The 18382-nt window shown below is 70.0% G+C and carries 15 protein-coding genes; 7 read left to right on the top strand and 8 right to left on the bottom strand.

What is annotated here, in order from left to right:
* Positions 1–76 precede the first annotated feature (76 nt).
* On the top strand, positions 77–2074 hold the full coding sequence (locus MYSTI_RS36385; protein ID WP_015352855.1) for a DNA repair helicase YoaA: 1998 nt from the start codon (positions 77–79) through the stop codon (positions 2072–2074).
* Between the two features lie 90 nt (positions 2075–2164).
* Positions 2165–3322 (top strand): hypothetical protein, encoded by a 1158-nt coding sequence (locus tag MYSTI_RS36380; RefSeq protein ID WP_144370212.1) that lies wholly within the window; start codon positions 2165–2167, stop codon positions 3320–3322.
* Positions 3323–3331: 9 nt separating this feature from the next.
* Here the strand turns inward: MYSTI_RS36380 and MYSTI_RS36375 are convergent, their stop codons facing one another.
* Positions 3332–5578, bottom strand: a complete 2247-nt coding sequence (locus MYSTI_RS36375; RefSeq protein WP_015352853.1) for a TonB-dependent receptor — start codon at positions 5576–5578, stop codon at positions 3332–3334.
* 130 nt (positions 5579–5708) lie between these two features.
* On the bottom strand, positions 5709–5987 hold the full coding sequence (locus MYSTI_RS36370) for a LysR family transcriptional regulator (protein WP_015352852.1): 279 nt from the start codon (positions 5985–5987) through the stop codon (positions 5709–5711).
* 103 nt (positions 5988–6090) lie between these two features.
* Here MYSTI_RS36370 and map point away from each other — a divergent pair, with 103 nt between their 5' ends.
* Positions 6091–6897: a type I methionyl aminopeptidase gene (map, locus tag MYSTI_RS36365; RefSeq protein WP_015352851.1), complete on the top strand. Its 807-nt coding sequence runs from the start codon at positions 6091–6093 to the stop codon at positions 6895–6897.
* A 10-nt stretch (positions 6898–6907) separates the two neighbouring features.
* Here map and MYSTI_RS36360 read toward each other — a convergent pair whose 3' ends face one another.
* Entirely contained in the window at positions 6908–7435 is a 528-nt protein-coding gene (locus tag MYSTI_RS36360) for a GNAT family N-acetyltransferase (RefSeq protein ID WP_015352850.1), read from the bottom strand.
* 12 nt (positions 7436–7447) lie between these two features.
* On the bottom strand, positions 7448–8317 hold the full coding sequence (locus tag MYSTI_RS36355; RefSeq protein WP_015352849.1) for a hypothetical protein: 870 nt from the start codon (positions 8315–8317) through the stop codon (positions 7448–7450).
* A gap of 166 nt (positions 8318–8483) precedes the next feature.
* On the opposite strand from MYSTI_RS36355, the gene MYSTI_RS36350 reads away from it, so the two are divergent.
* On the top strand, positions 8484–10850 hold the full coding sequence (locus tag MYSTI_RS36350; protein WP_144370211.1) for a tetratricopeptide repeat protein: 2367 nt from the start codon (positions 8484–8486) through the stop codon (positions 10848–10850).
* On the opposite strand, the gene MYSTI_RS36345 is transcribed toward MYSTI_RS36350, so the two are convergent.
* The 3 genes from MYSTI_RS36345 to MYSTI_RS36335 form a co-directional block, all read right to left on the bottom strand.
* Entirely contained in the window at positions 10810–11916 is a 1107-nt protein-coding gene (locus MYSTI_RS36345; protein ID WP_015352847.1) for a type IV pilus twitching motility protein PilT, read from the bottom strand. The genes MYSTI_RS36350 and MYSTI_RS36345 overlap by 41 nt on opposite strands.
* A 1-nt stretch (position 11917) precedes the next feature.
* On the bottom strand, positions 11918–13702 hold the full coding sequence (locus MYSTI_RS36340) for a type IV pilus twitching motility protein PilT (protein ID WP_015352846.1): 1785 nt from the start codon (positions 13700–13702) through the stop codon (positions 11918–11920).
* Between the two features lie 250 nt (positions 13703–13952).
* The gene (locus tag MYSTI_RS36335) at positions 13953–14489 is read right to left on the bottom strand and encodes a GNAT family N-acetyltransferase (protein ID WP_015352845.1); all 537 of its coding nucleotides are present in this window, start codon (positions 14487–14489) and stop codon (positions 13953–13955) included.
* Between the two features lie 293 nt (positions 14490–14782).
* Here MYSTI_RS36335 and MYSTI_RS36330 point away from each other — a divergent pair, with 293 nt between their 5' ends.
* The 3 genes from MYSTI_RS36330 to MYSTI_RS36320 all read left to right on the top strand — a co-directional run bounded on the left by MYSTI_RS36330 (position 14783) and on the right by MYSTI_RS36320 (position 17666).
* The gene (locus tag MYSTI_RS36330; protein ID WP_015352844.1) at positions 14783–15502 is read left to right on the top strand and encodes a GTP-binding protein; all 720 of its coding nucleotides are present in this window, start codon (positions 14783–14785) and stop codon (positions 15500–15502) included.
* Positions 15499–17013 carry an ATP-binding protein gene (locus tag MYSTI_RS36325; RefSeq protein ID WP_015352843.1) on the top strand — a complete coding sequence of 505 codons (1515 nt, stop codon included), beginning with the start codon at positions 15499–15501 and terminating at the stop codon, positions 17011–17013. The genes MYSTI_RS36330 and MYSTI_RS36325 overlap by 4 nt, the downstream gene beginning before the upstream one ends.
* 65 nt (positions 17014–17078) lie before the next feature.
* A complete protein-coding gene (locus tag MYSTI_RS36320) occupies positions 17079–17666 on the top strand; it encodes an NYN domain-containing protein (protein ID WP_201769037.1) in 588 nt (195 codons plus the stop codon).
* Here the strand turns inward: MYSTI_RS36320 and MYSTI_RS36315 are convergent.
* Positions 17663–18367 (bottom strand): sigma-70 family RNA polymerase sigma factor, encoded by a 705-nt coding sequence (locus MYSTI_RS36315; RefSeq protein ID WP_015352841.1) that lies wholly within the window; start codon positions 18365–18367, stop codon positions 17663–17665. The two genes, MYSTI_RS36320 and MYSTI_RS36315, sit on opposite strands and share 4 nt — an antisense overlap.
* Between the last annotated feature and the right edge of the window lie 15 nt (positions 18368–18382).

Raw genomic sequence — 18382 nt, 5'->3', positions numbered from 1 at the left:
CGGTGGATGGAAACGGGCTCCCAGCGCGGCTGGCTGCTATCGTGTCGGGCCGCTCCCGCGAGACCCACCACTCCCGATGCCGCTTTCCGCCTCTCCGACACTCTCCGTCGACACCTTGCTGGGCCCTGGGGGCGCGCTCCAGGTGGCCCTGCCCGCGTACGAGCACCGCCCGGAGCAACTGCAGATGGCGCGCGCCGTGGAGCGAGCCTTCGCCGAGCGCAGCTACCTGCTGGCCGAGGCGGGCACGGGGACGGGCAAGACGCTCGCCTACCTGGTGCCCGCGCTGCTGGCGGGGCGCCGCGTGGTGGTGTCCACGGCGACGAAGACGCTGCAGGACCAGATCTTCTTCAAGGACCTGCCGCTCTTGCGCGAGAAGATGGGGCTCACCTTCGAGGCCGCGTACCTCAAGGGGCGCAACAACTACCTGTGCCTGCACCGCTATGCCGCCTTCGCGCAGGACCCGCAGTTCGGCTCGCGGGAGGAGTCGCGCTACTGGCCCAAGCTGAAGGCCTGGGCGGAGGACACGCAGACCGGAGACCGCAGCGAGCTGGACCTGCCCGAGTCCTTCAGCGCGTGGCCTCGGCTGTCCACCACGTCCGAGACGTGCGTGGGCACGCGCTGCCCGCTGTACGAGACGTGCTTCGTCACGCGCATGCGCAAGCGCGCGGAGAGCGCGGACCTGCTGGTGGTCAACCACCACCTCTTCTTCGCGGACCTGTCGCTGCGAAGCTCCGGCAAGCGCACCGAGGGCGTGCTGCCCTACTACGAAGCCGTCATCTTCGACGAGGCACACGCGCTCGAGGACGCGGCCAGCGGCCACTTCGGCGTGGGTGTGTCCAACTACCGCCTGGAGGAGCTGGCGCGAGACGCGGTGGCGTCGCTGAAGGAGGACGACTCACGGCACGCGATGTTGCGCGCGCTGTCGGCGCGGCTTCGCACGGGCGCGGACGCCTTCTTCGCGCAGGCGCCTCGCGCGCTGGGCCTGTCGGGACACGAGTCCTCCGTGGCGCTCCAGGCGGAGGCCATGGGCAAGCTGTCCAGCGCGCTGGGCGGTGTGCGCGAGGGCCTGGCCGCGCTGTCCGCGTTCACCGCGGGAGAGCGTGAGCCGGAGCTGGCCGCCATCACGCGCCGCGCGGACGAGCTGGAGGAGCAGCTCTCCTTCCTGGAGAAGGCGGAGTCCTCGGACCACGTGTACTGGGCGGAGCAGCGGGGCAAGGGGTTGTTCCTGCGCGCCAGTCCCATCGACGTGGCGAAGGAGCTGCGCGAGCGGATGTACGGCGCGCTCGACACGGTGGTGTACACGTCCGCCACGCTGGCGGCGGACAGCCGCTTCGACTTCTTCGCGCGGCGCATGGGCTTGTATGGCGAGGATGGTCAGCCGGTGACGCGCGTGCGCACGCTGGCGGTGCCCAGTCCGTTCGACTACCCGAGCCAGGCCGCGCTGTACCTGCCCACGCACCTGCCGGACCCCAGCGCCCCGGGCTTCATCGAAGCGGCGGCGGAGGAAATCATCCGCCTCTGCGAGGTGTCGGGAGGCCGGGCCTTCGTGCTCTTCACGTCGCTGCGCAACATGGTGCGCGCGTACGAGCTGGCGGCGGGGCGGCTTCCCTATCAGGCGCTGCTCCAGGGCGAGCGGCCCAAGGCGCAGCTCCTGGAGGCGTTCCGCGACACGCCCAGCGTGCTCTTCGCGGCGCACAGCTTCTGGGAGGGCGTGGACGTGCCGGGGGATGCGCTGAGCCTGGTCATCATCGACCGGCTCCCCTTCGCGTCACCCGGGGACCCGCTGGTGGCGGCGCGCATCAAGCAGCTCCAGATGCGAGGCGAGGAGCCCTTCGAGCAGTATCAGCTTCCCCAGGCGGCGCTCGCGCTGCGACAGGGCTTCGGGCGGTTGATTCGCACCCAGTCGGACAAGGGCATCGTCGCGATGCTGGACCGGCGGATTCGCACGAAGGCCTATGGCCAGGTCTTCCTGGACAGCCTCCCGGACGCGCGGCGGGTGGATGACCTGGTGGAGCTGAGCCGCTGGTTCAACGGCCCCGTGCGCCCGCTGCGGGCCCTGCGCCCGGTGGACTGAGCGCCCCTTTCGGTGGGAAACAGCCCGAATCGGCTGCTCGTTGCGTATGCCGTTGTACCCCCGGCCCCAGGGTCCACCGTGGATGGTCTCGTGTCCCCTCGTCTGAGTCTGAGCCTGCTCGCCGCCGCGATGGTGGTGGGCGGGTGTGAGCCCATCTCGTTCCCGAAGCAGGAGCTCCCGCTGGAGCTGGAGGATGTCGACGAGCGGATGACGCCCTGGGGGGTGTGCGAGGGCGGCTGGCAGACGCGCACGGTGCTTCCGCTGGGGACCAAGGCGAACCCGGACTTCGGGCTGGACGCGGACGGACATGCGTACTTCCTCGAGTACGGCGATGACCTGGTGCGCGTGGTGACGACGAGGCCCGGGCGGCGCTTCGAGAAGGTCCCCTGGATGGGGATGTACCCCTGGATTGGGGGCGTCCGGGTGGATGCGCAGGGCGAGGTCCACCTCGCGGTCAGTCCCCAGTTCCAGGATGGGTCCGCCTCCGTGCCCACCTACTTCTTCCACTCCTCCCAGGGCGGGTGGTTGTCCGAGCGACTCGTGAGCGGGTGGGTCCACGACTTCGACATGGATGCGCAAGGGGGCCTCCATGCGCTCACCGTGATGCCGGTGGGCAACTACCCGATGCGGCACATCCAGGGTCCGCCCGAGGCGCTGGTGACGGAGGAGCCCTTCGTCGTCCTCCAGAATCGGGACCGGATGCACAGCCTGCGCGTGGACGACAAGGGCCACGCGCATGTCGTGTATCAGTTCACGGGACTGCCGCGGACGAGCTCCATCCAGTACGCCACGAATGCCTCGGGGAGCTGGGTGACGGAGCAGATTGCCCCGGAGGGGAACTTCCCGCTCATCGCGGTGACGCCCTCCGGGACGCCTCATGTCGTGTGGAATGGGGGCGGAGACGTGTGGCTGGGTGTCCGGCGCGCCGAGGGCGGTTGGGATGTCTCCCAGACGGGGCTTTCGGGAGCGTCACCCGGAGCCATGACGGTGTCCGACTCGGGTGAGGTGCATCTGCTCCATGAGTCGGGCAAGAACTTGGACCACTGGGTGCGCTCCGAGCGGGGATGGGAGAAGACGACCCTCAGCGTCGCTGGTGAGGACACGTTCGCGGTGCCGTTCTCCGCCTCGCATCTGGAGTTGGACGCGCGGGGGCGCGTGCATGCCATCTATGGGCTGGTGATGGAGGTGGAGCTGAACGGTGAGAATCGGGTCCTCAAGCGCTTCGACTACACGCGCCAGTGTCCGTGACGGCGTGACTCAGAGCGCGTCGCGCAGCCGCAGGCCCACGCGTGCGAGCAGGGGTGGCCCCAGCGTGTCGACACCGGCGCGGCCCGCGAGGTACTCGCGGTCGAAGAGGTTCTCCACCGCGGCGAAGAGGTCCACCTTCCAGAAGAGTCGCCGACTGAGCGCGGCGTCCACCACGAGCGCGCCGCCCATGCGTCGCTCGTTCAGGTCGTCCTCGAACTGAGGGCCGGTGGCGCGAAGCTGCACGGTGGCGGTGACGAGGGAGGGGTCCTCGAAGGTGAGGCTGACGGCGCCTCGGTGTCTGGGGTCCTGCGCGAGCTGACGGCCCACCAGGTCGGGCTGACCGGGGGCGGCGGTGACGGTGGGGTCGACGAAGGTGTACGCGAGGAGCGTCGTCCACCGACGCGACAGGCGCCAGTCGATGCTGGCTTCCACGCCGCGCACGCGGGCTCGGCCCAGGTTCTGGCGCTGACGCCCCGCTCCTCCGGGAAGCGTCACGTTGGTGATGGGGTCTTCGAGGACGTTCCAGAAGCCGGTGACGCGAGCGGTGAGGGTGCGGAGGGGCTCGACTTCCACGCCGGCCTCGGCGCCCCAGAGTCGCTCCGCGCGGAGGTCCGCGTTGGCGGCGGTGAGCACGGTGCCGACCTGGAAGGGGCGATAGAGCTCGTTGAGGGTGGGGGCTCGGAAGGCGCGGTAGCCGGAGGCTCGGAGGGTGAGGGCGTCCCAGGGGCGCCAGCGCAGGCCGAGGCGGGGGCTGAGCTGGTTCTCGGTGCGGTCGTCGAAGGCGGTGGCGTCCGAGGCGCCGCTGACGCGGTCCACGCGCTGGAGACCTCGGGTGTTGCGCCACACGTCGAGTCGGAGCGCGGCGGACAGCTCCAGGTCCGGGGTGATGGCGTAGAGGTCCTGGAGGAACAGGCCGCTGGCCCACTGGGTGCCGCCGGCCTCGCGAGCGATGACGGTGTCGGGGGCCTGCGAGGGAGGGAAGAGTCGCTCGCGGGAGGTGCCCGCGAGGCGCCGGGTGTCGAGGCCCGCGGAGAGGTGGTGGACTCCGCCGACGCTCCACGTGGGGGCGGTCCAGACAAGGGAGGCGCCCTGGTCATTGGCGGGGACGGCCTGTGAGGCCGCGAGTGATTCGGTGGTGCGGTCCTGCGCGACGCGGGCGCGGTCCTGTTCGAAGCGCAGGGCGCGTCCGAAGAGGTCGAGGGAGAAGGTGCCCAGCGTGTCTGTCTGGAGGCGTGCGTTCGCGCTGAGCTGGGCCAGCTCCACGCGGGCGGTGGTGAAGCGGGTGCCGCCGTTCTGGTTCTCGCGGAAGAGGTTGGCGCGAGCGGTCAGCGAGAGGGCGTCGGAGAGCTGGGCATCGACGCGGCCGTTGAGGACGACGTGGTTGCTGGGCGTATCGCTGTCGATGGCGCCGCGCTGGGCGGGCGTCACGATGGGGTAGCCGTTGCTGGTGAGCAGCTCGGTCTCGAGGGCGGCGGCGACGGGGCCCCAGCGCTGGGCGCCGCGTGCGGCGAGCAGTCCGGTGCCTCGGTTGCCGTAGGTGACGTCCGCGTCGAGAGCGGGGCCTGCGATGGGGCGGGAGATGAGCTGCACGACTCCGCCGAGGGCGGAGCTGCCGTAGAGGGCGGAGCCGCCGCCGGGGACGACCTCGATGCGTTCGAGTCCGAGGCGGGGGAGGGAGCGCCAGAAGACCCAGCCGCCGAGCGGGTCATTGACGGGGACGCCGTCGAGGAGGACGAGCGTGCGTGCGACGCCCGAGGGGGCGAGGCCGCGCACGTTGAGTCCTTGCGCGGTGGGGTCGGCGACGAGGCTCGGCGTGCGGCGGAAGGTGGCGACGGAGGGCAGGGTGCGGACGAGGGAGTCTTGAGTCAGCGTGGGGCTGCGGTCGATCTCCTCGCGAGGCAGCACCACGGTGGTGGACGGGACATCGCGAACCGGTCGCGGCGTCCGTGTGCCCGTGACGACCGTGCGCGCGGGGATGCTCGGCTCATCGAGTGTGGTCGCGGCAGCAGGTGGATTCGGCTCGCCCGGAATGGAGGTCGCGACGGGCGCCTGCGATTCAGCCGGTGCGGACTCGGAGGGTGCATGTCGCGCGCTCGCGGCGGCATCATGAAGTGTCGCCGCCGTGGTGGCGGCCGTGCTCGCATCGGGTGCGCGCACTGTCTCCGTGGCGCCGGGCTGGGCCCACGCCAGCGAGGGAAGCAGGAGCCACGGCAGAAGACGGTTCGCTGACGTGAGGGCGGACGACCTGCGCGGCATGTCTGGAGGTTCCTTCTCGCGGGGAGAGTCGCGGCGTCAGTATGCCCGCATCACGTGGGCCGGCGCCCACCCGGAGCACCATCGTCCACTTCGCAACGGCACGCCGCGGGGCACACGCCCTCGCCGCGTCTCACCCATCCACATCGCGAGTCGCGAGCCCCCGCACGGTGACCACCGCCGTGTCGACCTCCGCGAGGATTCTCCGGGCGTGGTGAAGGAAGACCTCTCCCGCGGGCAGCAGGCGCATGCCCTGCCGCGTGCGCTCGAAGAGTCGCGTGCCCAACTCGTCCTCCAGCGCCAGGATGTGGCGGCTGAGCGGCGGCTGGGTGAGGTGGAGCCGTCGCGCGGCCCGCCCCACATGCCTTTCCTCGGCCACGGCGACGAAGGACTGGAGATGCGTGATGCTCACGGGCACAGCCTACCGCGAGCACCTCCCGCACGCACCCTGTCCCTCGGAGCGATGCCGAAACAGCATTGGACGAGGCGCGAGCCCGACGTCACCTTGCTCCGCCATGGGAACTCCCTTGTTCAAGGGCGCGGAAGTGGAGCGCCTCCGAAGCGCGGGTGCGGCGGCCGCTGGCACGCTCGCCTGGGTCGCGGGAAAGCTGGCTCCGGGCATCTCCACCGAAGACATCAACTCCTGGGTGCGAGAGGACACGGCCCGCCGAGGCGGCACCCCCAGCCAGCTCGGCTACCACGGCTTCCCCGCGACGGTCTGCACCAGCCGCAACAACGTCGTCTGTCACGGCATCCCTCGCCCCGACGAGCGGCTGAAGCCCGGGGACATCATCAACGTCGACGTCACCACGTGCCTCCATGGCTACCACGGCGACACCTCCGCGACCTTCTGCATCGGAGACGTCTCCGCGGATGCGCGCCATGTGGTGGACGTGGCGCGCCGGTGTCGTGACGTGGGCATCTCCGTGGTGCGTCACGGCGTCAAGCTGGGGGACGTGGGCGCGGCCATCCAGGAGCTGGCGGAGCGGGAAGGGTGCAGCATCGTGCGGGACTTCGGTGGGCACGGCATCGGCCGCTCGATGCACGCGCCGCCGCATGTGCCTCACTTCGGCAAGCGCGGCACGGGCCTCACCTTGCGCTCGGGCATGGTCATCACCATCGAGCCCATGGTGAACCTGGGCCGCCCGGAGATTCGCATGCTCCCGGATGGTTGGACGGTGGTGACGGAGGACGGCAGTCTCTCCGCGCAGTTCGAGCACACGCTCCTCGTCACCCGCGAGGGCTGTGAGATTCTCACGCCCTCTCCCCTGTCGCTGCTCACGGACGTGACCGCCGAGTCCCCGCTCACCGAAGCACGGTGAGCCGGAAGCCTCACCCGACGACGTAGAGCCTGTTCGTCTCACCCTCGAGCGAAATCTCGCGCTCGAGCTTCATCCCGAGCCGCTCCACCACGCGAATGGAGGCCGTGTTCTCGGGATGGATGATGGCGACCAGGGGGACCTCGGGGAGGTGCTGTCGCGCCATCTCCAGCGCCATGCGCGCGATCTCCGTCGCGTAGCCGGAGCCATGGACGTGAGGCGAGAGCCGATAGGCGAGGTTCAACACCGTCCGCCCCTCGAGCTGCTTGTGCCGGAAGCCACCGACACCCACCGCGACGCCCGGCTGCTCGCGCCGCTCGACCATCCAGTACCCCACGCCGTGGTCCGCCCAGTCGCTCAGCCACAGCGCCAACAGCTCGCGCGCGGCGTCTTTTGACTTCAGCTGCGCGGAGGGGAGGAACCGGTTGCCCTCCTCGTCGGAATGAAGCGTGAACACCTCATCCACGTCATTCTCGTGAAACGCGCGAAGCAGCAGCCGGTCGGTGGTGAGGTGCTCCAGCCCCTGAATCCTGTGGGTCATCACCCCCGGAGGCTACTTGGATTCACCCGGTGATGCCTTCGAGTGTTTCAGGGTGCCGTGTTTCGCGATGAAAGGCAGGCTCGCCAGGCTGCGCACCGGAAGGGCCGCCACCGTGGCGACGAGGTCTCTGTCCAGCCGATGGAAGGTGTCCAGGAACTTCAACGCGGGATAGCGCGTCGAGGCGTATCGGTCGGAGCTCCACGAACGCAGGGTCTTGTCATGCGTCCCCAGGTCATCCAGGAACGAGAGCACGTCATGCGTGCCCAGCAGCAACCGGAGGTCTCCGCTGCCGTGGAGGACGACGTGCTCCTCGCCATCTCGTCCCAGCTCACGAGACCAGCTCTCGGCACAGGACTGCTTGAGGTAGGTGTTGAAGGATTTCTGCCCGTTGGGGAGCAGGAGCAGCGCGCGAAGGAGCTGGGCCAGCAGCCCGCGCTCGTACATGGCGGACCTGCGCAGGCTCGCGCGCCAGGCCGTGCGCCAGGCCAGCTCGGTGGCCGTCATGAAGTGCTTGTCCCCGCGCAAGTGGGAGAGCGCGTGGCTGCCGATGACTCCCGCCGGGAGGGCGCCCCGCATCAGCCCCACGCGGAGCTCTCGGGGCTGGTCCTGGGTCCGCCACCGAGCCCACCGGATGAACGGGTTGACCTTGTCGGCTTGCCGCCGGTACCAGACCACACCCCGCATATCGGAAGTGGAGTCCTCATCCAGCTCGGCGCAGTCGTCCGCGAGCTCGGGGTCGCGGAGGAGCTGGGCGATTCGAGTCCTGGAGGCGCGGCGAGTGTTGCGGTTCACGACGGTCCGCGCGAAACGCACCTTCTTCCGACGGGTCGACGGCAACAGGCTGCGCGCCATTTCACGTGATTTGGAATCACCGTAGAGCATCGGAGTCTCCGTTCCCCGCGAGCGACGACAGGGGGCCTGGTTCCTGACGCTTGCCGCTCCCCGACTGTGCCCGAGGTGACAGGGTTGCCGCCTTCGGACTCCGGCCTGAACATGAACCTGGCGGGTGAGCCGTGCGGGCCCAGGCACACGTGTGGGGGGCGCAGCCGTGGTCTTCGTCGATTCATTCCTCCGTGGATGGGGGACGCTGTTCCTGGTGTCGCTGCTCGTCTGCGGCTTGCTCCTGGGGCTGAGAAGGCTCTTCCCGAAGGGCGCGGGCCTCTTCCCGCGCCTGGCCGCCGTCCCCTGGCCCTACCTCCCCCTGGGGGTGTTGATGGCGGGCGCCTGGGTGGGGGTGGCGCTGCTGCTGGCGTGGGCCATCGCGATGTTGTGGCGGGAGCAGCTGCTGCTCTGGGAGCGTGGGGTGTCCTCGCTTCCAGGACTGGGGATACTGGGGTGGCTCTGGCCCTCGCTGCCCTTGGTGGTGGGCGTCGTCTCGGTCCTGGCCCTGGCGGCTCGCTTCCTGTCGAGGCGCGTCTTCCACCTGGCTGTGGCGACCGTCGCCCTCAGCACCGCGCTGGGGCTCTCCGCGCAGTGGGAGTGCACGCTCTCCGGGAACCAACCCGCCATGGGGTGGGCGGGCTGCGGCTTCAATCACGTCACGGGGCGCTACTTCACCGACAACGTCATCTCCCCGCTGGTGGAGCAGACCTCCACGCCCGCGAAGCTCGTGACGCTGCTGCTGGTCGGTGGCGGCGTCCTGGTGCTGCTCATGGTCTTCGAGCGGAGCAACCTGCGTCAGTCGCTGCGACCCATCCGGGTGGGCGGCATCTGGGATGTCTCGGGGGTTCGGCATCCCGCGCTGGAGCAGCTGGTCCGCGAGTGCATCCATCGCAACGCGCCGCACGCTCCCACGCCCTTGCCGGGCGGGCCGCTCACCTACTGGCAGGACTTCGTCGAGCAGGACACCGTGAAGGACGACCGCTGGTGGTCCCGGGTCGCCGCGTTCGTGCTGCGGTTGATGAAGCCTCCCAGCGAGCTCGAGGTGTCCGGCAACATCCTGTTCAGCGAGGCCGAAGGGCTGCACGGCATCCGCGTCAACATGGTGGATGTGTATTCCGGCCAGACGTTGATGGCGCGCACCTTCTGGGACGCGGAGAAGGTCGAGCACGCCGTCGAGCGGGCCGCGTACTGCGCCGCCGAGCGCGCCTTGGAGATCTGCACCACGCTGCCGGAGTGGTCCTACTGGCGCGAGGGAGATGGCCTCGCGTTGCGGGAGTACCACGAGGGCGTGCGGGAGATGCGCAAGGGCGCCAAGGGACATGGAGGCCGCGCCGAGGAGTGCTTCCGAGAGGCCGCCACCCAGAGTCCAGGCAGTGCGCCGGCCCGGCTCCAGCTCGCGCAGGCGCTGGAGGCCCAGGGCAACTACGTGGAGGCCATCGGCATCTACCTGGAGCTGGCGGAGCGCTTCCCTCACCTGGGCATTGTCCGGTTTCGTCTGGCCTCCGCGTGCCGCTCGGCCTGCAAGTGGGCGCCTCGGTTGAGCGAGGCCCGGCCCGTGCTGGATGAGCGCTGTCCGGACGCGTGGAAGTGTCTGCGGGACTCGCTGGAGAACCAGCGCATCCTCCCGCTGGACCGCATCCAGGACGTGGACCTGGCGCGGCTGTGGGTGACTCGGGATGCGCTGGGCCTGGAGTACGTCATGCTGTTGCTCGCGCGCGAGAGCCTCCAGCGACTGCTGACGGCGATGCGCTGGCGCATCCTGGGGTGGTGCGTGCGGCAGACCTCCGACCGGCGCTTCTTCTGGAGGACCTTCTTCTGGCCGCCTCGGAAGCGGTGGACCCAGGTCCTCACCGTGGAGACCGCGCTCGCCTGCGTGGAGCTGCGGCTGAGCCAGGTCCGGTTGCTCGATGTCTCCTCCTTCTGGAGCGAGCTCATGCTGCGGCCGTTGTCGCTGCGCCGGCTGACGCGGTGGCAGGACATGCAGCGAGGCATCGAGCGGTTCCAGCCGTCCCTGTCCCGCAAGGAGCGGCGCGAGCTCCGGCTCGGAGTGCTCGGAGAGGAATGGGTGCTGGGGGAGCGCTGGGCCGCGCGGGCCTACCTCCAGGAGCAGGCGCGCTTCACCGACTTGCGTCGACGCATCGGGAGGATCTCGGCCGAGGCCACCGCCGCCTCCCGGGAGACCCAGGCGCAGTGGTGGGGGGGACTCAGCTACACGCTGGCCTGCTTCTACTCCCTCTGCCGCGTGCTCGGCCCGCAGCTCCGGACGGGGGCTCGTCCCTCGAGTGTTCCGCGCGACCTGGTCGAGGACACGACGGAGGAGGATGGGCGCAGGGCGGTCCTCCACCTGTCGCTGTCGCTGCGAGACCCGGAGGGGCTGTTCAGCCGGGGCACGTGGAACTGGCTGTTGAGCTACCCGGACCTCGAGCCGTTGAAGGAGCACGACGGCTTCGAGAACTGGAAGCGCGTCCTCATGGGCGAGAAGGCCCCCATGGCTAGGCCTTCAGCGACTCCGGGAGCACCCAGTCCGGCTTGAGCCGCTGGATGACCTTGGCCAGGTTCTCCTTGTCCTGGGCCTTCTCCAGCGCGGCCTCGGGCGTGACGATGTTGTCCCGCACCATGCGCTCCAGGTGCATGTCGAGCGTCTGCATGCCCTGGCCCTGGCCCGCCTGCATCTTGGAGGCAATCTGGAAGACCTTGCCCTCGCGAATCATCGAGGCGATGGCGGCGCCACCCACCAGGATTTCCAGCGCCGCCACGCGGCCCTTGCCGTCCGCCGTCTTGATGAGCTGCTGCGCGACAATCCCGGCGAGGCTCTCCGCCAGCATGCCGCGCACCTGGGCCTGCTCGTCGGCGGGGAAGGAGTTGATGATGCGGTCGATGGTGGCGGGTGCGCTGTTGGTGTGCACCGTGGCGAACACCAGCACACCGAAGCTGGCCAGCTGGAGCGCCAGCTTCATCGTCTCGTTGGTGCGAAGCTCGCCGATGAGGATGACGTTGGGGTCCTCGCGGCCCGCGGAGCGGATGGCCGTGGCGAAGCTGGACGCGTGGGGCCCCACCTCGCGGTGCGTGACTTGCGACCGGGCGGACTCGTGGACGAACTCCACGGGGTCCTCGATGGTGAGGATGTGCGCCGGACGTGTGTGGTTGATGTGATGGACCATCCCCGCCAGCGTCGTGGACTTGCCGCTGCCCGTGGGGCCCGTCACCAACACCAGGCCACTGCGCCGGTCCGCCAGCTTGCGCACCACCTCCGGCGTCTTCAGGTCCTCGAGCGTCAGCACCTTGCTGGGGATGGTGCGGAACACCGCGCCCAGCCCCGTCTGCTTGTAGAAGTAGTTGGCGCGGAAGCGGGCCTTCGCCCCGTAGCCGTAGGCGAAGTCGAGGTCCAGCTCCTCGACAATCTGCCGCCTCTGCTGGGGGTTGATGAGCTCGAAGAGGAGCCCCTCGACCTCCTGGGGCGTGAGCAGCTCCTCTCGCAGCGCCACCAGCTCGCCTCGGACGCGGGCCATGGGGGGGGAGCCCGTGCTCAGGTGCAGGTCGCTGCCCTTCTGCTCCAGCAGCGTGTCGAAGAACGCGGCGATGCGTGGCGTGGTGCTCATCTCAGCCGCCCTTCCTTCCCATCAGCGAGCCCATCTTGCTGAGCAGCCGCGCGCCGTCCTGCGGCGTCTCCGGCGCGGCCACGGCGGCGCCCGGACGGCGTCCGGTGACCATGGCCTCCAGCTCGTCCGGGTTGTCCACGAAGCCCTTGGCCACCTCGAGCTTCACCTTGCCCGCGCGCACCAGGTCCGTCAGGGAGTCCTCGAAGCGGATGATGCCCAGGCTCTTGCCGCGCTGCTGGAGGGAGGGAATCTGGTACGTCTTGTTGTCTCGGATGAGGTTGCCCAGCGCCACGGAGCCGGGCAGTACCTCCGCCGCGGCCACCATGCTCTTGCCGTCCGCGCCCAGCATCAGCCGCTGGCTGACGATGAGGCGCAGACCGCTGGCCAGGGACAGGCGCACCTGCTGCTGGTCCGCGGGCGGGAAGAGGTCGATGAGCCGGTCGATGGTCTTCGCCGCGCTCGGCGTGTTCATGGTGCTGATGAGCAGGTGGCCCGTCTCCGCGGCCGCCAGCGCCATGCGCACCGTCTCCGTGTCGCGCAGCTCGCCCACGACGATGACGTCCGGGTCCTCGCGAAGGCTGCCCTTGAGCGCGCTGCCGAAGGTCTTCGTGTGCGTGCCCACCTCGCGCTGGCTGATGAGCGCCTTCTTGCGCGGGTGGACGAACTCCACCGGGTCCTCCACGGTGAGCACGTGGTGCGAGGTCTCGCGGTTGATGAGGTCGACCAGCGCGGCCAGGGTGCTCGTCTTGCCGTGGCCGGAAGGGCCGGTGACGACGATGAGGCCCTGGTGGTGGTGCGTCGCCTTCGCGATGTCCGAGGGCAGGCCCAGCGACTCCAGCGTGGGCACCTCGCGGGCAATCACGCGGAAGGTGCCCTTGAGGCCCGTGCGATGACGGGAGACGTTGACGCGGAAGCGCCCCATCGCCGGTGAGTCGAGCGAGAAGTCACAGCTTCCATCGCGCTCCAGCACCGGACGCAGCCGCTCCGGCACCACGGGCATGAGCATGCCCTCCACGCGTGTGCTGTCCAGCGCGCCCCCCTGCGGCACCAGGTCGCCCGCGAGGCGGAAGAGCACCGGCCGCTCGGCGACCACGTGGATGTCGCTGGCACCGCTGGAGCGGCCTTGCTCCAGCACCACGGCGAGGTCGCGTGCTCCGCCCGTCAGGCGTGACAGGGCTTGCACGCGCGCGGCCTCCTGAGCGACCGAAGCCGCGGAGGCCACCTGCGCGGAGGCAGCGGTCTGACTGGCACCGCCCTGCTGCGCGGAAGCGCCGTTCCCAGCGGAGGCGTACCCCGAGGCACTTTGCTGCGCGGAAGCGCTGCTCCCCGGAGTAGCGGAACCCGCACCGCTCCGCCTGACGGCGGTCGTCGCCGAAGCCTGTCCCACACCCGCCTGCGGCGCGGAGGCGCCCGTCTGTCCCGGCGGGGTGGTGCTCGTCCCAGCGGCCGTGGGCGCGGGCACGGCCCCCGATGCCGCCGCCTCCGCCGCGCGCGACAGCCGCAGGTGCATGATGTCGCCGCGTCGCATGGCGGCGATGGACAGCGCCCCCAACCCATTCGCCGTGATGGACCACTGCGAGGGCGCATCCGTGACGGTCGACGCCCGCGCGATACCCACCATGGCCTGCAGCGCTCGCACGACGTCGTCCGTCGTCACATTCGCCGAGTCCAGCGGCTCGTAGGTGCCACCCCCTGCACGAATCATGGGGGGCCGTCCCGTCGCCAGTGTCAGCTCCGTCACTCCGGGCCGCGCCAGATGGCGCAACAGCTCAGCGAGAGGTCTCATGCGGATGTCGGACTCGGTTGGGACAGAGCATGGGGTGCGGGGGTTCCCAGGATAGTCCACAACACGGCGAACGTGCCCCCCTCTGGACGGACGCTCGGCGGCGCGCTCCTCGCGGTGGGCTTCACACCCACCCGTCGAGGGCACCCGTGCTCGTCAGGCTGCGTGGGAGAGAGGTGCTCCGGGACCCGAGGGGCCCGCTCGGAGCGAAGGCTCGGCGGGAGGCGAGCGCCATCCCGCCGGCCACCGCGGCTTACAGCTCGCGGGACATCAGCAGGCGCAGCTTGCCGGACTTCTTGGAGACCACCGTGGCCACCGTGGTGAAGCCCGCCTTGCGGTAGAAGCTCACCGCGGGCGCGTTGGAGGGGTCCACGCGCAGGGCAATCGTCTTGCGGTACATGTCCCGAGCGGCTCGGAGCGCCTGCTCCAACACCACCATGCCCAGGCCCTTCTTGCGCAACTCCTGCTTCACGACGATGTTGCGCAGGTACGCCGCGCCGGGCACCGGACCATCCCGCTCCACCGTGACGTAGCCGACGATCTGGTTCTGCAGCTTCGCCACGTGCACGTTGGGCTTGAGCTGCGAGAGCGCCTTGAGGCTGTCTTCCTGGGTCTCACCCCGGCTCTTCCAGGGCTCGGAGCCGGCGCGCAGGGCCGCCACCGCCGTCATGTCCTCGTCGGTGGGCAGGGTGAACTTCACCGCCGCCGTCAGGTCGTTGGGGAGGCCCACCGCTTCCAGCACCGGGGCTGGGGCCATCTCCACGCCCGGGTCCACCTGCTTCATCGTCATCGCCATCTCCTCCGTCGCGCTGCGATCCTAACCGCACCCCCGCCACCGGTGCACGCGGGGATTCCGCGCACATTGTCTTCTCAAGTGAGGAGATTGTCTCCCCTGGCGATGGGAGGGCCGGATTCCGGTCAACCCAAGCGTTGCCCAGACCATTCCGGCGCCTGACTCCGCCTTCACCCACGGCTGGAGTGCGGCCGGCCTTCCGCGCCGGACGCCTTCCCACTATAAAAACCCTGGTCGTCCACGGAGGGCTGGCCTCCCCTCATCTCGATTCCCGCCTGCCCGAGCATCCCTTGCAACTCAACCACGCCCAGCGCGAGCTGACGCTCAAGATCGTCTACTACGGGCCCGGACTCAGCGGGAAGACGACGAATCTGCGCCATCTCCATGCCCGCGCGTCCCCGGAGGTGCGTGGCCGATTGCTGACGGTGGAGACCCACGACGACCGGACGCTGTTCTTCGATCTGCTGCCTGTCTTCTTCTCCACGTCCGCGGGCTTCAAGGTGAAGGTGAAGCTCTTCACCGTCCCGGGCCAGGTCATCCACAACGCGACCCGGCGCATCGTGCTCCAGGGCGCGGACGCGGTGGTGTTCATCGCGGACAGCCGGCACAGCGCGACCGCGGAGAACAACGCCTACTGGCGAAACCTCCAGGACAACATGAAGGAGAACGGGCTGGACGTGGAGCAGGTGCCCGTCGTCATCCAGTTCAACAAGCGCGACCTGCCGGACGCTCGCACGGAGGCGGAGCTGGAGGAGGCGCGCAAGCGGGGCGGCGAAGAGGTGGTGGGCGCCGTCGCGCTCCGGGGCGAGGGCGTGCTGGAGACCTTCCACGCGGTGGCCAGGGCGGCCTACCGGCGGCTGGATGCCCGCGCGCACCTGGCGCGCAACGTGGCGCTGACGGAGCAGGAGTTCCTCGCGCAGATTTTCGGACGCATGGACCTGTCCGGCACGGCGCTGGCCGGGCGCTACACCGGGGTGGGCCGGGACGACCAGGTGGGGGGCGGGCGATGAGCGGAGGCTTCCAGGGGAACGCCCCTCCGGAGGGCGCCCCCAGCTCCCGCCGGGAGTCGGTCCTCCAGCGGCGCCTGACGCTTGGCGAGATGTTGGATGTGCCCTCGTTCGCGGAGGTGGTGAAGAGCTTCAGCGAGCTGTACCGCGTGGGCATCAAGGTCCTGGACACGCGCGGCACCAAGCTGGCCGACGTGAAGGTGGGCCACGGCGACTTCTGCGCGTATGTCTTCTCCTTCCCGGACGGACGCTCGCGCTGCACCGCGACGGTGTCCCGGGTGAAGGACGGCCCCGTGGCGCCGGGCCACGGCGCGCGGCTGGCGCAGGGCGATGGCGCGGAGGAGGCGGGGCTCATCGCGCTGCCGTGCTTCACCGGCCTGCGCTATCTGGTCATGCCCGTGCGCTGGGAAGGGGACCTGCTGGGGCGGGTCATCCTGGGGCCCTTCACCCCCGAGGAGCTGGGCGACTTTCCGGAGACGCTCACGGACATCTCCGGGCTGGAGCTGTCGCGCGCGCAGGAGCTGGTGTCCAAGGTGCGGCGCGCCCCCGAGCGCACCGCCGCGCAGGTGCTGACGCACTTCGGACAGGTGCTCGCCGCGCTGGTGGCCAGCGGACACCGCACGCACCTGACCACGCAGCTCCACATCGAGGCGATGCTGGAGACCCACCGCGAGCTGGAGTCGCAGAACTCGCGGCTGGCCCAGGTGAACACCCGGCTCAAGGAGCTGGACCGCCTGAAGTCCACCTTCCTGGGCACGGTGAGCCACGAGCTGCGCACGCCGCTGGCGTCCATCATCGGCTACTCGGAGATGCTCGCGGAGGGGCTGGCCGGCGCGCTCAACCCCGAGCAGCTGCTCTACGTGCGCACCATCGTGGAGAAGGGGGAGTCGCTGCTCAACCTCATCTCCTCCATCCTGGACCTGAGCCAGATTGAAGCCGGACGGCTGCGGCTGGCCATGGGCCCGGTGGACCTGGCGGGCGTCATCCAGACGGCCGTGTCCAGCGTGATGCCGCAGGCGCAGCGCAAGGGCGTGGAGCTGGAGGTGCGGCTGCCGCCGTTGCCTCGGCCCAGGCTCGCGGGCGACGCGGACAAGCTGCGGCAGGTGCTGGTGAACCTGCTGGCCAACGCGCTGAAGTTCACCGCGTCCGGAGGCCGCGTCTCGGTGGTGATGTCGGAGGTGGGCCTCCAGGACACGCTGGGCGCGCCGGGCTACCGCGTCTGCGTGGAGGACACGGGCGTGGGCATCCGCGAGGACCAGTTCGAGCGCATCTTCCAGAGCTTCTACCAGGTGGATGGCAGCTCCACGCGCGAGCACGGCGGGGCGGGGCTGGGCCTGGCCATCGTGAAGAGCCTGGTGGAGGGCCACGGCGGCAAGGTGTTCGTGGAGAGTGAGTTCGGGCGCGGCTCGCGCTTCACGGTGGTGCTGCCCATGCAGCCGCCCATCCCGGAGCACGGCGTGCTGACGGCGCCCGCCCCGGTGCCGGAGCCGCCCGCGGGCCCCGACCGCTTCTGACGCGAGGTGTCGCCCACGCGAATTCCCCCCGCCGCCCGTGCGGGGGCGTATTGTCCGCGCTCATGCTGACCGCTGGACGTCCCGCCGCTGCTTCCTACGTGCTCATCGATGCGGAGAACATCGACTGGGCCGTCTCCAATGTCGTGGGCCGCAAGCCCGAGTCCCAGGACCGCGTCCAGTTCGACCGGCTGGTGGCCTTCTGTGAGACCTACTTCCCCGCGCCGGTGCGCTGCGTGGTGGTGCTCAACGCGCGAGGCGAGCAGCTGCCCGACGTGATGATTGGCTTCATCCGCGCCCTGAAGTCCGCGGGCTGCGAGGTGGCGCTGCTCTACGGGCGGCCGGACCAGAAGGTCGTCGACCTGGGCATCCTCAAGCTCCTGGAGACCATCCGCACCCAGCGCCCCAAGGCGGCGGTGGGCCTGGCCAGCCACGACGGTGGCGACTTCGCGGAGGCGCTCAAGCCCATGCTGGAGGAGAAGCGCCAGGTGGCCGTGCTGGGCCTGCGCGAGTACGTCAGCCAGCGCTTCAGGGACCTGGTGCCCGCGGGCCTGAAGATTGTCGACCTGGAGCTCAACGCGAAGGTGTTCCAGCGTCCGCTGCCCCGGCTGCTGCCGGTCAACGTGGACGAGTTCGACGCGTCGCTGTTCCTCTAGGTCGGGCCCCCGGCCATCAGCCGGCGGATGCTCAGGTCCAGCTGGCTCCTCAGCTGGGCCAGCAGGCTGTCCAGCTCCGGCATGCTCACGCCCACGCGTGCCGCGAAGCGCACCCGCGTCTGGTCCAACAGCCACTCGCGGGCGGTGGCCAGCCACCGCTTCACCGAGGAGCGGTCCACGCCGTAGGCCTCCGCGATGCGCGCGGTGCCCATCCCGTCCACCAGATGCATTCGCAACAGCGTCCGCGCGCGGGGCTCCAGCGCGGCCAGCGCGTCGCGGAAGGCGGCGTTGAAGTCCGCGCCGTAGCGGTCCTTGAGGTACTGGAGCTCCACGTCGTCGGGCGCGACGCCCAGCGCCTCCAGCGGCCCGTCGTCGGTGACGAGGGGGCCCTTGCGCTCGTTCATCACCCCCCAGGCCAGCCGCAGCGCCGTCATCCGCAGCCAGGCGGAGAGGGGGCCTCGCCCCGCGTACTCCATGATGCGGGGCGGCATGCTGCCCTCCGCGACGAGGAAGCGCGCCCGCAGCACCTGGAGCGCCTCGTCCGCCGTCGTGTCGTCCACATCCCGGCGCTTCAATGCGGCGCGCACCTGGGGAATGATGCGCTCCTCGAGCGTGGCCAGGGCCGTGGCATCACCGCTCGCGCATGCACGGGCGAGCGCCAGGTCCGCTCCATGGACATCTGTCTCCGGGAACTTGGCCATCCATCCGAAGCCTAC

Source organism: Myxococcus stipitatus DSM 14675 (assembly GCF_000331735.1).
GTDB classification, from domain to species: Bacteria; Myxococcota; Myxococcia; order Myxococcales; family Myxococcaceae; genus Myxococcus; species Myxococcus stipitatus.
Note: the sequence above shows the minus strand (reverse complement) of the source record. Positions and strands in the feature narration are given on the sequence as shown.

Bases quoted from the DNA above. Each gene is read 5' to 3' on its own strand.
- MYSTI_RS36345 (WP_015352847.1), bottom strand. From the start codon at position 11,916: ATGAGCACCACGCCACGCATCGCCGCGTTCTTCGACACGCTGCTGGAG.
- MYSTI_RS36360 (WP_015352850.1), bottom strand. From the start codon at position 7,435: ATGACCCACAGGATTCAGGGGCTGGAGCACCTCACCACCGACCGGCTG.
- MYSTI_RS36315 (WP_015352841.1), bottom strand. From the start codon at position 18,367: ATGGCCAAGTTCCCGGAGACAGATGTCCATGGAGCGGACCTGGCGCTC.
- MYSTI_RS36385 (WP_015352855.1), top strand. From the start codon at position 77: ATGCCGCTTTCCGCCTCTCCGACACTCTCCGTCGACACCTTGCTGGGC.
- MYSTI_RS36325 (WP_015352843.1), top strand. From the start codon at position 15,499: ATGAGCGGAGGCTTCCAGGGGAACGCCCCTCCGGAGGGCGCCCCCAGC.
- MYSTI_RS36335 (WP_015352845.1), bottom strand. From the start codon at position 14,489: ATGACGATGAAGCAGGTGGACCCGGGCGTGGAGATGGCCCCAGCCCCG.
- MYSTI_RS36340 (WP_015352846.1), bottom strand. From the start codon at position 13,702: ATGAGACCTCTCGCTGAGCTGTTGCGCCATCTGGCGCGGCCCGGAGTG.
- map (WP_015352851.1), top strand. From the start codon at position 6,091: ATGGGAACTCCCTTGTTCAAGGGCGCGGAAGTGGAGCGCCTCCGAAGC.
- MYSTI_RS36375 (WP_015352853.1), bottom strand. From the start codon at position 5,578: ATGCCGCGCAGGTCGTCCGCCCTCACGTCAGCGAACCGTCTTCTGCCG.
- MYSTI_RS36355 (WP_015352849.1), bottom strand. From the start codon at position 8,317: ATGCTCTACGGTGATTCCAAATCACGTGAAATGGCGCGCAGCCTGTTG.